The sequence below is a fragment of the Sulfurimonas sp. C5 genome (assembly GCF_029872055.1).
GTDB lineage: Bacteria > Campylobacterota > Campylobacteria > Campylobacterales > Sulfurimonadaceae > Sulfurimonas.
In genome coordinates this window covers 99718-114594 of record NZ_JARXNQ010000003.1, presented here as the reverse complement: position 1 = coordinate 114594, position 14877 = coordinate 99718, and the positions used below count along the sequence as shown (strand labels likewise).

Below are 14877 nucleotides of genomic sequence, written 5' to 3'. Positions count from 1 at the left end.
CTAAATTTCCTTACTTAGAGTATACATAAATTGATAGTTGATATAAAATTCAAGAATTTTACCTCCGATACCATTAACTGAATCGCTGTAAGAAACACCTATATTCATATGATCTTGATGAAATGCTTTTCCACCGATACCGGCATTGAGACCAAAAGTAAAATCGTTGATATCGGAGTTATAATAAGGATAAATTTCAAAATAAGGGTGCCATACTCTAGTGTAGAGGTTTCTATTCATCTCTCCATAAGAAAAGTTCATTCCTATATTGTAAAAGTTATTTGGAAGTACTTGATACGGTTCAATCTGTAATGTGTCAATAATACCGTGGGTAGCTGATGTTTCATTATAAATTCCTCTATCGTAAAATACACCGATTCGCATATCCGGATATCCATTACGAAGTTGTCTGTTCACACTAATGTTGAAATATTTCCCTTTACCGAGGTCTACATTGTCCTGAGAGTAAAAACGGCTGAATTCATATTTTGCTTCAATTGAAGTTGAATTTAGAATATTGTAGATCAGTTTAGGAGTTACGTGATCTTTTTTCCCACCAAGATACAACTGTGTACTCTCATCCGCTTCTACATTTTTACCAATCTCCAAACCAGCTCTAAAATCGGTTGAGAACTGATAGCTGGTATCCATGAAAAATGAGAAATAATTTTTCATATCGTGGTTATAAAGCAGACCAAGTTCAATAGATGCACGTTCAGTTAATTTTTTTACACCAAGTGAGATATCGTATGTATTTTTAGGTACATTTACTAAAACATTACTGTCGGATGAACGGTTTTGATAATAACCAAAGCCACTTAAAACATACCAATCATCCCCTATATAAGAGCTGTTTTTAGCAGTAAAGTAATGTTGTACAAGAGGATCTCTGATGTAACGGGATAGTTTTAGGTCAAGCGTGTCACTGCGAAGTTTACTAAGGTCAATTTGTTGAATATAGAGATTTTGGCTGTAACTGTTTTGATCGAAGAAGTTATAATTGATTGTTTGTGCCAGTGAAACTTGTCCGTCTTCTTGGGCTTGTGCAGAAGCATCACCCTGAGAAAGCTCTGAGAGATACCAGTCAATCATATTTTCTGTATTGGTATGGTGTTGCAGTACCATTGCATTTGAAAACTGCATCCAACGTTCAGGAGCGACTGTTTGTTCATAGATCTCGTGGCTTTTTTCAAAAGCTTCTTTTTGCATACTCCAAGAGTATTTTAACTCGTCGTAGTTTTTCTTTTTGAGGTATGGTTTTGCATCTTCAAGCTCTTGTTCAAATGGATCAGAATGCATCACATACATAGCTGCACTGAAATAGTTAGTGAGATGATCATTATTTGTTTTAAGCGTTAAATTTTTCTTTCTTTGTTGTTTTAAGATCGTAAAAATTTCACGTATTTTTGATTGAAAATTTTCATCTCTGTTTTGCACTTGATAGATATAGGCTTGTAAAAATCTATAGTCTATAGTTTGCGTGACTATATCCTGCTCATAATCGAGCAAACTCATATAATAAGAAGCTCTGTCAATGTTATGAATGTAAAAGTATGCTGATGCCAAAGAGAAGTAAAGAGAAGGTGTGATATCACTTTTTTCTTCAAGTTCTAGGAGAACTAACTTTATGTTGTTTACGTCATTCATTTCCATAAAATGCCATAAAAGAGCAGTTTTTACTTCCGTATTGTATGGTGAGAGCGCAAGAGCTTGCTGTAACGCAGCTTTTTCCAGATCGTGCTGTTTATAGTAGTTATAAACTTTTGCTTTGATAAGCCAGTACATAGCTTCTTGAGTAAGAGGAGAGTTCTCTTCATCTATTTTTTGTAAGAGTTTGTTTAAATCTTCAAATTTATTCTTGTTGATCGCATCATTAGCGTAACTAAAAAACATATAAGGGAGTTTATATTTGATGTATCCCTCTTTAACAGCCTGTGCTGCGTAAGTATTGTTTATATCTGGGTATACAATTGCTACCCTTTCATAATCTGCTAGTCTTCCTATATCTGCATCAATCAAAATTTTTGAAGCTTGTGCGGCAGGAAGATTTTTTTGTAAATACCAGCCGAGGTCACTTTTAAGCTCAAAATATTGTACTTCCTGAGTACTGTTTGTGTCTTCTAAAAGAGTGCTGTTATGAACATCGCTTAGGGATAGATAGGCTGTATGGATGTCTCTTAAGATGTAATAATATCTGGAAACAAGAGCAGCATTTTCTTTTGAATATGGTTTATGTAATTCGATAATTTCTACATACTCTTTTGCAAGATCGAGATCTCCCATCTCGAGTGCGAGTTCAAGAGCTTTTGTAAGAAGCAGAGGATTTTTTGTTTTTTTATACTCTTCATCTAAAATTGCAATAACTTTTTCAGGAAATCCTGTCTTTTTGTAAATTGTGATTAGAAGATCAATATTTTCTTCAGTAGGATCTTTTTTTACCCTGCGGAGTACATATGGTTCAATGTTTTCATATTGGTATGTGGCTTTTCCGTAATCAATCAGTTTTTGTTCGATTATTGGATTATATTTTAGTTTATACATTTTTTGAAGATGTTTCATCGCACGGGCAGGTCGATCTGTCCATTGGCAAATTGTTGCCATTTTTTCATTCCAATAGTAGGAATTAGGGTATTGCTCATATCCTATTTGGGCAACTTGAAAAGCGCTTTCTAGATCTGTTTTATATAAAAAAACTTGTAACATCAAGCGTAATTCTTCCTCTTCCGATTTACCCATCGGTACTTGTTGTTGTGTTGGAGCTATAACTTCCTGATTTGTTGGACAGGTCTCATCAAAACGATATTTATAACTTTTAACAAGTTGTGCTTGAGGATATTCAACTTTTAACTCTTTAAGTTTCTCCTGAGCACTTGAAATTGAGTCAAAACAGCCGCATCGTACGGTTACATAACCGTTAATATCCATTGTTGTACATTCACTAGGATAATTGTTTTGTATAAATTTCAGATCTTTATTTGTATTTACATAGCTAGTCAATTGAACGGTAGTACAGCATGCTTGGTTTGTCTCAGCAAGTAAAGATGCCAAAGTAAAAAGGAATAATAGAATTATTTTCTTCATAATTTATTCTCGTTTTTTAAGATTTTTTTGGACAATTCTGATGCGTATTCAAGTTCACCTGCCGCTAAGTATATTTTCAAGAAAAACTTTCTCATATCACGATCGTGAATATATTGCGATTCATAATGGTGTACGAGAAATGCAGCTTTTTTTAACAGATTTCCTGACTGTAATGCCCTAATTGATTTAACAAGGTACTCTTTTTTAACCTTTTCATCTTTAGTAATATAAAAAAGTTCCAAATAAGTATTTGAAGCATCTTCATATTTTTGAATCATCAAATAAAAATTTGCAAGCTTGAGTTGCATGTCAAGAGATTGTTTTGCATAGTGTTCTAACAGAAGCTCGGCATTTTTATAGTCTTTATAACGCATAAAAATAGTATATTTATCCATTGCCCATTTTAAAGAGTTGTTAGAATCATATTGTTCCAGGGCAGTGATATATTTAACAGAATCCGATCTCTTATAAAGATCAAGTGAAAGATAGTAACCGTCTGTCAAATATTTTACGTTTCTAGGGTCTTGTTGTAAAAGTTTTTGCAGGAAAAAATACGCCGCTTTCTGGTTTTGTGCAAAGACCGCTTCTTTATACCATTTTTCTATGTCTGTATCATAGAGTTTATCTTTGTAAATAGTATTGAAAAGTCTTTGAAGTTCAGGGTACAGAGGTCTTTGCTTTGCAACATCGTCAAGAGAATAATATTTTGCTTTTTTACTTTCATAGGCAAATAATAAGGCTTTATGACGTACATATTCATTTTCACTAGATAGAAGTTTTTTTGAGAGCTGCATTGCGGTATTAATATCCCCTGCATGGACACTTTTCTCTAGCAATAGTATCTGTAGCGATTCATCATCAGGACTATGTTTTAAAAGGTCTTTTAGATATACCATACTGAGATCGTAATTTGATTTATCTGCAGAGATCTGATCTTTTAAGATTCCCTTGGGAAAGAGTGCGAAAAGGATAATAATAAAGACTACGAGGGTAAAGAGAAGCTCTTTATAAGTAACAACATAAACCTGTTCGTCATTATTGACATCGTACATCTATAGTCGCCTTTTTACTAGATTGATATTCTAACTTAATTATATTGTGATCTGATATATTTACATTGCTTTGAGGAATAGAACTCAGTGTACAGTTCTTCGGTACATGAAATTCTATTTTCAAAGGTACGTGGGATGAAAATTCATAAACCTTGTGAATCGCAGTATCCATATGGTTTTTAATTTTTCCGTTTGCCCGTATTAAATAAACATCATTAAGTGTTTGTGACGGCAGAGCTTTTAACAGATGTTTTGTGCTTTGATCAAGTGCAATGTATGTATGATCTTCAAAATGTTCAATGCCAAGAGAAGTTTTGGAATGTTGTAAATCAATACCTGCGTCTTTTTTCTCAATTCTCAGTGTTTTTAGATCTTTCATCCCATCATAGAGCCAATGGCCTTCGTTGTCTTTAGCAATAGAGACCGTATAGTAATCCATAACTTTCGGAATATATTCAGAAGTAAATATTGGCATCGTATTTTGTTCTAATACCCAGTCAAACACATAACGTAAGGCATTTAATGAAGCTTTTTTAGAGCCTGAATAAAGATGATAATAAACATCAATAGGTTTTAAACGTTTTGGTGAATCTGTGAGTTTAAAAGTTTGAATAACTTTTTTAAAACCCCAAAACGGCCCTATCCAATCGTTTGTAAAGACATTTTCATTCTGGGCACCCGTATAGATCTGGTAGTATTCATCACGCTCTAAGCCAAAGGGTGCAACCAATGCAAGCCAAGGTGCAGAGTTATTGATAGTAGTATCCCCGCCATTAATATTTAAAATATGGTGTTGATACACATATTTTAGGGCATTTGTTCTTGGCGTACAATCTCCGCTCCAAAAAACAGTTTGTGCTTTTTTGGTAGCATTTTTCTCAAGAAGATTGTCTTGAATATACTCCAGCATACCTGAGAGTTCATAATCCAGTGAAAACTTATAAGCAGGCGGTTTTAGTCTATACTCCTCTATAAGGTTGCCATTTTTGATCTCACCCCAGAAAAACGGGTGAGTAAACGTATGCGTAGCCGGTTCGACATTCTCTAATGCATATATTTTTGATGATAATTCTAAAAGTCTTTTTGATTCTTGCGGGTAAACGCCGTTAGGCATGATTTCGGCACCGATAACAGAAATTGAATGGGGGAAGTTGTATTTTTTTAGAATTTCACTGTAGATAATATCACCGGAGACTAGTTCAGAATCATACTCTACACCATTCATAATACCGTCACCGTCTACGTGTGTGAAAAAGAGTCTGTTTCCATTTTCTGTAGTCGGATCAGGAACCGGAATATCTTGCAGGCGAAGTGCTTCTTTGAAAAATTTAAATGGGTTGATGACCCAGATATTTTCACCATCCACTTCAGTCATGAAAGCGGTATCGATTGCATAACCACCCCAAGGTGTAATAGCGGCAGTTGTTGATGTAAGTCCGTTACTGTCTTGGAATGTAACAAGTTCACGAGAGTTTTTAGGAGCTTGAAAATAAAAGTTACTATGACTTAGCGGTGTTTTTATTTCATAGTCCATCATAGAATCTTTTGCTATGATTTTTTGGGATGCTTTCTCATCACCGTCATATGTCTCAATTCCAAGCTGGCTGAGGTACATTCCTGAAACATTAAATCCGAATGAATGAGCGAAAACTACCGGTATTTTTTTCTGAACAACTTCTTTCACCCACGAAATTAGGGTCGAAGGGGAATCATAATCAACCGTAAGCCAAATCACAACACCGGCGTATTGCTCCATTTGATCAGGAGAAGGCAGACCATCATGAATATTGCGTATAGATTGGATATATCCTTGATACTCCAGAGGAATCGCTCCATATTGGTGAGCCGAAGATTCCATTCTATCGGTAGCACTCTCATCTATCAGTATTAAAATTTCCCGTTTAAAGGCATTTTTTGAGGAAGTGCCGTATCTCTGCATACTTAAAGAGGTTAAGTATGGGATAAATCCAAGTTTTATGACTTGACCTAGCTTCACAGATTTAGCAGTTTCCACATCAATAATATCTTTGGAACCGTTTTTATAAAGTTTAATTTTTGTTTGTAGGTTTGGATCTTCTAAAGCATTATAGAGTAACAGTGTATCAACATACGGATATGCTATTGCAAGTACCTTTTGTTCATCAGAATGAAGAATGATTTTTGTATCTCTGAAGGCGCAATCTTTTTTCAATCGTTCTAAAAAATTTGTAAAATTCTGTGTATCTACAGGTTTTTGTAGATCGAAAAAAAAGTTTTGAAATCCTTGATGTTTTAAATCTAAAAGATTTTCCAGCAATATATCGGTATTTGAAATCTCGTTTAGTACAATTCGGGCATAAATTTTTTTGTTATACACATCAAAACCGTGTGTATATACATTTGTTTTTTTCGGATCAACAATGATATAGTTGTGTATCCCTACCATAGGGTATGATATCTTTTCTCCAAGATAAACAATAGCACTCTTGTCGTTGAGCGAAGCGTTAAGTGTAACTACAAATAGTAGTAAAAGAGTTAAAAGTTTACTGCAGCATAAATGTTTCATAGTTCAACCTGTTCATCTCTTCTCTGATAACTAAAAGTCCAAGAGCAAAAACTATTAAAAGGGATAGTGTATATCCGTAACCAAAAAACGCCGTTCCCATATTTATCGATAGAAGGGTCAAAAGTCCATTGAGGATAAAAAATGCAATAGCCAACCACATAGCGGCTCTTTTCCTATCTAAATAATATAAAATTGCCAAGATGGACATAAATGCCAATTGTAACATTGCTCCGATTGTTAAAATATAAAAGAGTCCAAGATAGAGTGTCGAAATATTTAAAGCTGCAAAGAGTTTGTCTGCCGTTAAAAACAGGATAATGTCCACAATTCCCTGTACCATTAAAATCTCATGGATGGCATGTCTTACAATCGATGTCATGTCGTTTCTATATTTTTTGATAAGCCCCAGAGTTCCTCCGCTTCTTACGGAATCGTAATAAAGATCGTATTTTTCGGCAAAGTCGGCTTCAAGTCTGAAGAAAAAGATTGCCATTCCTGGTAAAATAGACAAATATGCCAGAAAGATAGGCATATCATATACTACAGACGCATTAAGCTTTCCGATAATAGCATGCCCCGTTGCAGGATGGTACCAAAATATAAACTTATCGATCCATGCACCGAGGTTATAGCTAAGGCCTGCTATCGCGAGTGTCCAATAGAAATTTTTATCCAAAAAGAAATTTATCTTCATAAAGATTGTAGAAGGGTAACTTTTGATGATAAGTGCCATTAAAACAGAAAATAAAATAGCATTTCCGATAAAAAATATATATACAAGTGTTTCAATAGAATTTCCGTAAGAATAAGATACAACTACAATAAAAGTATATGAGAGTAAATATGCCCACACAACCTGCGAGTAAAACTTTAAACTCGCAGCCAAAATACTAGAAATCCAAACACCGCATAAAATTAAAAAGGTAAGTATTGTCCCTACAATAAAAGAGGGTGCCATACCTTTAAATGCCCATATATACAGAGGTACAATAAATATTAAACCCAGCCCCCATGCCAAGAATATGGCACCGAAGTAAGATGGTAGTATCTCATTTTCTTTGTGTTTAAAGATCAGATCGGCAACATAACGGGTAAAAGGCAGTTGCAAGATTCCTGTAATAATTAAACTCGATGCCAAAGCAATTGCATAGGTGATAACGACTTGAAATCTAAAAGCATCTTTTACTTCACCGAAGTTTGAAAGGTTGATAAAACCGATTAATATAATAGCGATGATCGAAATAACCCATGGTCCCGAACTGAGTATTGCAGAATAGCCGTATACTTTTCCAAGAGAAAGAAGTCTGTCTTCACGTAGAATTTTTCTTAATTCAAATCCTATACCGGCCATTATGCACTCCTTTCTTGTAGATTTGTCAAAAATTTAACAATTGGAAATCTTCGTAAAATAACTTTGGGATAAGGAACCTGTTTTGGCATGTAATAAGGACATACTCTTTTACTTAACTCTTCCCAAGTGAGCTCTTTTGCTTCATCATACAGTTCTTTATACTGATGTAAAAAGGCATTTTGACTATAATATTCTTTTACACGGTTTAGACCTGCTTCTTGAGCTTTTTTCCATAAACCGTTTTCAAAAGTGAGAAACTTTATATACTCATCCGCAAGAGCTTCAGGATTTGCAATCCCTGTAATAGCACCTGCTAAGCCTATAGCTTTGTCTGCATCATCGATTCCGCCTTCGATCAGATCGCGGCAGCTTCCAACATCTGTTGCTACACAAGGAACGCCTGCGGCAAAACCTTCCAGAATAACTAAAGGCATCCCTTCACTGATAGAGGAAAGTGTTTGCAGGGCAGACTTTGGTAAAATCTCTTTGATGTTACTATGTCCGAAAAATTTGATTTTATCTCTGTGTTCAACGAGTTCGTCTAAAGAGAGATCGCTTTTATTGTTGTTAAACATCTGTTTTTTTTGCTTTAAGCCTAGAGAAATAGCCATTTGCTGACACTCATCAAGATATTCCATATCTTCTTCTACAGGACCTACTATCCAACCTTCTATATCAGGAATAGTAATTGAAGCAATTTTGATTGCACGGATAAATGTTTTAATATCTTTAATCGGAACAACCCTTCCGATTAGCGTAATAATAGGCTTTGGTACTTCGAGTCTCTCTTTTATGGTAGCACCGAGACCTTCAACATCTACACCGTTAGGGATAACGAAAGATTTATTTTCATCTGCTCCGTAACTGATCTGGATTCTTTGAGCACCGGAAAAAAGTGAAAAAGTGTAATTGGAACGATTGTAACAAAATAGTCCTATCTTATCAAAGAAATTTACCCACATACGTTTGATGTAATTGTATTCTTCTGGTTGTTGCAGTAAGCTTGGTTTTTTAAACTCAATCCAATCTGCCGAGAACATATCTATTTTTCTTTCTCTTGTATAAATACCGTGCTCCGTAAGAAAAAATGGTTTATTGGCATGATAAGAGGCAAGGGCACCTAAAAAACCTGCATACCCTGTTGAAGGGGAATGATATATTTTTGTTTTAGGAAGCTTATCGACGATATTCGCTAAAAGCCAAATCGGTTTATGGATATTTCTTAGAGTCCAAAAATAATCGATAAAAGGAACATCCGGACAGTTTTTTGAATAGGTTTCATCAATGAATTGCCATGCTCTTTTTGAAAATAAGAAATCTTCAAAAGTGACGTCTTGAGTATAAAAAGAGATATCTTGTAGCATTTTCGGGATTTGAAATTTGTCTTTTTTAAAGCCTGCATGTAGTTCATGAATAGCTTCAAAACCTTTTTCATCTCCCTCTATTTTTTTGGGAGTAGGCATGTCCTTGTTATCAAAAAGATAGTGTACTTCCAAATGTTTTAGATTAGGCGGAAATTCATAACTGATTTTCATTTTTTTCCCGTCTATAGTGTCTTGTGCACCGATAAAGCAAACACCGAAAGTAAACTCAGGCAAGCCTTTCATAAGTTGAAGAATCCAACTTGAAACACCACCTTTTATATAAGGGTATGTCCCTTCGGAAAAAAGCATAATATCAACACTGTCACTTTTTGGAAAAATAATCTTATTTGACATCCTTTAAGCTCTCTTCCATTGTTCTAAGATCGGATAGATTGTTGAATTAATTCCAAGAGTTTTGAGCCTTGAAAGAATTGATGCAACAATCTTGTATTTACCAGTAAGAAAATAAACTTCTGCGATATACGGTAATACAAAACTGGTATCATCATCCCTTAATTCTTGAGCGGTAATGAACTCTGTCAGTGCATGCTCATATAAATCTCTTTTCATATAAACTCTGCCGAGAAGAAGATGTAGTTTTGAAAGGTTTGTTGTGATCACTACATGTTCATCATGGCTTTCAAGCGGAATTTCATTTAAAATCAGTAGATAATGGCGTCGGCTTAAGAGTGCAAATTTTTCAACTTCGTCCAAGAACTCTTCGTTGAGACTTTCATGTGAGAGTTCTGTATAGAGAAGCTCCCAGTATAAAAATGCCAATTCCTTACATGCTTCAGCTGCATCTTTTAAGTTTGCAGTGGCATCGGCAACTTTGAGCTTTTCTATTTCAAGATTAATATTTTTTGCAAGATGTTTTTCCGCTTTGTCTATGATCGCGTATCCAAACATTCTAATCTCATCATCCGTACTTGAAAGCGTTTGTTTGATAATCCTCAAATTGGCAGGGGAGATATTTGCAGAGAGTACGTTAAGTGCTCTTAATTTTTTTGATTTTGGAGCATATTTACTATGTATTAAGTCATTAAGTGAGCCTTCACCAAAGACCCTTTCTACTTCCAAAAAAGATATACCGAATTCATCAAGGTTTAAAATATTGGTAGTGGCAGCTTTTTCCTCATACTCAACATTTACCATCAGTCTTGCTAAAAGAATAGAGACAAAATAACCGAGTATAGGCATAGAAAAGTTAAAAAGGAAAAAATAAAGCAGACTCGATCTAAAGTTGTTTTTGTGTAGGGAAACTCTAAAAAGATATTTATAAAGTTTACTTTCATTCATAACATCTTGTAGTCTGTAAAGGTCTTCTTTATTGACTTTATAAGAGTTTGTGATAAATCTTTGCTTTGCATATCGTGCAAGAAAAAAAGCTATTACAAGACTTATAAGTGTATGGATGACAAGCACTATTAAAAAGTTTAGATCAAACTGAGTGAAAACTTTATTTTCCATAATCTTCTCTATAATATTTTGACAGAAGAGGCAAGTCATTCATATCAAAACTCATATGTTCAAAATCTTGATCTTTTTCTTGTGTCAAATTATTTTGAACTCTTTTTAAAAATCCTGCTGCAGCTGCTTTGTCGTGTAGCGGTAAAAGTAAAGTGATATAGTAATAATCTTCATTATGTACTAATGTTATCATATCAAGAGAACGCAGCATACGTTCAATTTTTTGATAGACTCTGGCAGTTTGCAATTCATTATCTATACGTAAAACTAAAACAACCGAGTTTACATGAAAGTTTTTATTGAGATCTTTAAGTCTAGCTATCTCAAATTTAAAATCTTTATCTTCAACAAGATCAAAACCTTCAAGTGAAATGGACATTGTAGATTTTTTATTTTCGATCGAGAAATACTCATGTAAAATTGTAATAGATGTGAGATTTTCTCTGTTAAAAAACATAAAAGGCATTCTCTCAATAACAAGTACAGAAACAACTTTCCCGTTAATTACAGCAGGTATTGCAGCTACATATTTATTGTCTGCTTCTTCAGTGAAAAGAGTTGGTTCACCATATTCATCACTGACATAAACGGGAGACTTCCTTGCTATAGCTTTATCGACTAGATAGTTTTTAAATATTTTTTCTATACTGAGAGATTCCTGGATATTAATCGAAATAAGGTCAACATTTTCTTCATTAAAAATTTGATTTGGTTTATTCTTTTTGAGATAAAGAAGTAAACCGCTTTGCATGCTAAAAGATTTTTCAATCAGTTCCAAAAAGTTTTTATTATATGCACGCTCTTTGTCTTTAACATGTTCATCAAGTAATATTTTTTCGTTTGCAGCTATGATGTGATTGATAGAGTTGCGAATACTCATAGGCTTGATAACATAATTTTTTTCAAGTTGGTCATGGGAAATCTTCAGTGTATAAAAAGCACGAGAAAGTTCTGACAGTTTGTCTGATTTGTAGTTTGAGTCAACTTCCGCTTCTCTAATTCTGGATGTCCAATAATAATGAAACTGGCTAAAGATAAGTGTCATCAAGAGTGCTATGAGGAAATCGACATACTGAAAAGATGGATAAAAAGCCCAAATGACCAAAGAGATGACACTCACCGCAAAAATTCCGTTTTCAAAACCGTGAAACAGTGTAATAACGGCAAGTAAAATTACAAGATAGGGAACTTTATAACCTAATAAACAAACATCATCAGGATTGATTAAAAAGCCCATGGCAACATAAAGAGTTACAATAATCAATGTTTCTACATAAGCATATTTTTGTATATACTCTCTTATAAAAGTCAGAATTGATTTAGCTTGAACTCTTTTTTTCGGGGTTGGCATTATTTTTCAACCATCTCCATTAAAAGATCTTGGGCTGTAGTTCCTATTGAACCATTCCCCCAGTCACTGTCTGAGCCTGTAGCACTCCAAACAAGTTCTTGAGTTTTTGTGTTGTATAAACTGAGTTGTATACTTACGGCAGGTTCTCCGTCTATACCAGTTTTATATCTCCATTCGCTAACACCGCCGTATAGGAAGTACGTAGCACGATCGTCTTGAGCTGTTTTTGCTGCTTTAGCAAAAGAATAAGATGCATCATTTACATGTGAAATGATTGTGTAGCCTTTAGCTTTTAAAATACCCTCTAAGATATTTCCCGCTCTCATGCCCGCTCTTGGAGTGTCTGTATAGTTTTCAAGTCTGAACAACGATATAGTCATACCATCTTTTTGCTCCGTTGCATTTTGCTCCCCTTGTACATTCGGTAGTTGTTCCGGTGTCGTTACGATCACATTACCCGTACAGCCTATAAATAACATCGCAAATGCTGCTACTAAGAGATTTTTTAACATATTTCTTACCCTTTCATTTTTCAGATAAAGTTCTTCCTGTGCTAAGCAAATAGTATTCTCATTAATGTAAAAATATTTTTGATTAAAATATACTGCAGGTGAACAAACACATAATCACAAAAATTATACCATAAATATTAAATATAAATGCACAGAAATATGCGTATTTTCTGTACATATGGATTGATGTGTGTTAAAAGTATTTTGTGATGAATTTGTGAGAAAAACTCCCTCCAGTCTCAGGAGGAAGAGAAATAGAGGTTTTTAAAGTAAAATAACGTTGACGAAAGTGCCTGCAGTTAATTCTTTATCGTCTTCTCCGCTAATCATGAGACCACTGTTATGCAGCATGTTAGTAAGGATTGCAGAACTGCCCATTTTTTTGTCTTTGAAGTTTACAAAATATTCACCATCCTCAATAAGGACATTACAAGTAGTAAATTCAGTAAACGGGCTGCGCTTTTTAAAATCTTCCTGTAGTTTGGCTGCAACTGTTTTGTAAGGTTTCTGTGCCCCTAACATTTTTGCAATAAGCGGAAGAGCATATAAAATAGCCGTTACTGTCGACGAATATGGAAAACCTGGAAGTGCCAAGACAAATTTTTCATCACGTTGTGCTACCATCACATGGCGCCCAGGCTTGATAGCTACACCTTTAAATACGACAGAAGCACCAAGGCGAGGGACTATATCTTTTACAAAGTCGTAGTCACCCACACTTACCCCGCCTGTACTTACAACAATATCTGCAGAGTTGATAGCAGATTCAAACGTCTGCATCAGTTTCTCTTTGTCATCAGGTGCAGTTCCGATCTGAATAACTTCAGCTCCTGCTTGTTTGAAAAGTGCTTCAAGAGTATAGTTATTTGAACTTCTAATTTGTGCAGGATTGTCAGAGTGCTCACCGAGATCTATAATTTCACTTCCCGTTGCGACTACGGCTACTTTAGGGCGAAGTGCTACTTTTACCATTACCTGGTTGAGTCCTGCAAGCACACCAACCTCCGCAAAACCGACTTTTGTACCTTTTTTAATAAGGACATCACCTGCTTGGTAGCTTTCTCCGACAGGGCGAACAGAAGAACCTTCTTTCACAGTCTCATTGATTGTAATTTTTCCATCTTTGAAGGTTACGTTTTCGATCTGGATAAGAGTGTCGGCACCCTCAGGCATTTTAGAACCTGTAAATGTTTTAATACATTCACCCTCTTCAACTACTCTCTGCTCATCATTTCCGGCAGGATTGTCACCTAAAACTACTAATTCACCTTTTGCAAGATCAGCATGTTTTACTGCGTACCCGTCCATTGAAGCTGTAGGAAATTGTGGATCGTTGTATTTCGCAACAATATCTTCAGCAAGGATACGATCTAGGGCATCACTTAAAGGAACTCTTTCAAATTTAGAAGAGTTGACTTGAAGTAGTTCAAGCATGTTTTGACTTGTTTCATAAGATAATAAGTTCAAGCTTTTTCCTTTTATGCTAATAATCCGCTACCGCTGATTGCAGTTGATCTGTCTTTTGCATAGACTCTTTTACCATCAAGAAGATCATATTTCCAGATAGGAGCCGATGCTTTAAAATCTTCTACAAACTCATCGATAAATTCCAGAGCTACACGACGTTTAGGTGAAAATACGGCAGCTATATAAGAAGATTCGTGCAGCATTACATCTCCGCGTGAGTGTGCCATTTTTATGATTGCACCTTTGCGTGCCGCTTTGTCTTCCCAAGCTTTGTACCAAGATTCTAAAATAGGTTCATATACATCAAAACTAAGACCGTCGATTCCACTCTCGTCTCTTACAGTTCCAACAAAAGGGATATATGCTCCATAATTACTTGTAGCTTCCTCTTCATACCATCTTTTCAAGATCTCAGCAACATCTAAAGCGCCGTTATGTAATTCTAACAAATCAACCTCCACATACAGGTGGTAAAAGAGATACTTTGTCACCGTCTTTTAATGGATAATCTAATGAAGATACCAATGCATCATTCACAGCTACTGCAGAGTTAGTTAACCACTCTTTAAGTTCTTCGTCTTGTTGTAAAATATTTGCTAATTCTGAAAGATTTGTGATCTCTAACTCCATAGCATCTTTTTGTATCGGTCCTAAAAATTCTACTTTAACCATATCTGTCTGACC

At 35.1% G+C, this 14877-nt stretch carries 11 protein-coding genes; all 11 read right to left on the bottom strand.

Translation table 11 applies throughout. The annotated features are described in order from the left end of the window. Positions 1–3081: a tetratricopeptide repeat protein gene (locus tag P6N22_RS06680; protein ID WP_280331385.1), complete on the bottom strand. Its 3081-nt coding sequence runs from the start codon at positions 3079–3081 to the stop codon at positions 1–3. Beyond that, positions 3078–4133 (bottom strand): hypothetical protein, encoded by a 1056-nt coding sequence (locus P6N22_RS06675; protein WP_280331383.1) that lies wholly within the window; start codon positions 4131–4133, stop codon positions 3078–3080. The genes P6N22_RS06680 and P6N22_RS06675 overlap by 4 nt, the downstream gene beginning before the upstream one ends. Then, on the bottom strand, positions 4117–6678 hold the full coding sequence (locus P6N22_RS06670; protein WP_280331381.1) for a hypothetical protein: 2562 nt from the start codon (positions 6676–6678) through the stop codon (positions 4117–4119). Before P6N22_RS06670 ends, P6N22_RS06675 begins: the two co-directional genes overlap by 17 nt. Further along, positions 6656–8029, bottom strand: coding sequence for an exopolysaccharide Pel transporter PelG (pelG, locus tag P6N22_RS06665; RefSeq protein ID WP_280331379.1), 1374 nt, complete (start codon positions 8027–8029; stop codon positions 6656–6658). Before pelG ends, P6N22_RS06670 begins: the two co-directional genes overlap by 23 nt. Continuing rightward, positions 8029–9747: a GT4 family glycosyltransferase PelF gene (gene pelF / locus P6N22_RS06660; RefSeq protein WP_280331378.1), complete on the bottom strand. Its 1719-nt coding sequence runs from the start codon at positions 9745–9747 to the stop codon at positions 8029–8031. Before pelF ends, pelG begins: the two co-directional genes overlap by 1 nt. A gap of 3 nt (positions 9748–9750) precedes the next feature. Then, a complete protein-coding gene (locus P6N22_RS06655) occupies positions 9751–10863 on the bottom strand; it encodes a hypothetical protein (RefSeq protein ID WP_280331376.1) in 1113 nt (370 codons plus the stop codon). After that, positions 10853–12214 carry a PelD GGDEF domain-containing protein gene (locus P6N22_RS06650; protein WP_280331374.1) on the bottom strand — a complete coding sequence of 454 codons (1362 nt, stop codon included), beginning with the start codon at positions 12212–12214 and terminating at the stop codon, positions 10853–10855. Before P6N22_RS06650 ends, P6N22_RS06655 begins: the two co-directional genes overlap by 11 nt. Then, positions 12214–12726 (bottom strand): hypothetical protein, encoded by a 513-nt coding sequence (locus tag P6N22_RS06645; protein ID WP_280331373.1) that lies wholly within the window; start codon positions 12724–12726, stop codon positions 12214–12216. The genes P6N22_RS06650 and P6N22_RS06645 overlap by 1 nt, the downstream gene beginning before the upstream one ends. Before the next feature lie 264 nt (positions 12727–12990). Then, a complete protein-coding gene (glp, locus tag P6N22_RS06640) occupies positions 12991–14193 on the bottom strand; it encodes a gephyrin-like molybdotransferase Glp (protein ID WP_280331371.1) in 1203 nt (400 codons plus the stop codon). 11 nt (positions 14194–14204) lie between these two features. Next, positions 14205–14642: a molybdenum cofactor biosynthesis protein MoaE gene (locus tag P6N22_RS06635; RefSeq protein ID WP_280331370.1), complete on the bottom strand. Its 438-nt coding sequence runs from the start codon at positions 14640–14642 to the stop codon at positions 14205–14207. Between the two features lies 1 nt (position 14643). Next, complete coding sequence (locus P6N22_RS06630) at positions 14644–14865, bottom strand: MoaD/ThiS family protein (protein WP_280331717.1); 222 nt, start codon at positions 14863–14865, stop codon at positions 14644–14646. Positions 14866–14877: the final 12 nt, after the last annotated feature.

Excerpts from the sequence above, each read along its gene's own strand:
- pelG (WP_280331379.1), bottom strand. The coding sequence starts at position 8,029 with ATGGCCGGTATAGGATTTGAATTAAGAAAAATTCTACGTGAAGACAGA.
- P6N22_RS06670 (WP_280331381.1), bottom strand. The coding sequence starts at position 6,678 with ATGAAACATTTATGCTGCAGTAAACTTTTAACTCTTTTACTACTATTT.
- P6N22_RS06630 (WP_280331717.1), bottom strand. The coding sequence starts at position 14,865 with ATGGTTAAAGTAGAATTTTTAGGACCGATACAAAAAGATGCTATGGAG.
- P6N22_RS06680 (WP_280331385.1), bottom strand. The coding sequence starts at position 3,081 with ATGAAGAAAATAATTCTATTATTCCTTTTTACTTTGGCATCTTTACTT.
- pelF (WP_280331378.1), bottom strand. The coding sequence starts at position 9,747 with ATGTCAAATAAGATTATTTTTCCAAAAAGTGACAGTGTTGATATTATG.
- P6N22_RS06645 (WP_280331373.1), bottom strand. The coding sequence starts at position 12,726 with ATGTTAAAAAATCTCTTAGTAGCAGCATTTGCGATGTTATTTATAGGC.
- P6N22_RS06650 (WP_280331374.1), bottom strand. The coding sequence starts at position 12,214 with ATGCCAACCCCGAAAAAAAGAGTTCAAGCTAAATCAATTCTGACTTTT.
- P6N22_RS06655 (WP_280331376.1), bottom strand. The coding sequence starts at position 10,863 with ATGGAAAATAAAGTTTTCACTCAGTTTGATCTAAACTTTTTAATAGTG.
- P6N22_RS06675 (WP_280331383.1), bottom strand. The coding sequence starts at position 4,133 with ATGTACGATGTCAATAATGACGAACAGGTTTATGTTGTTACTTATAAA.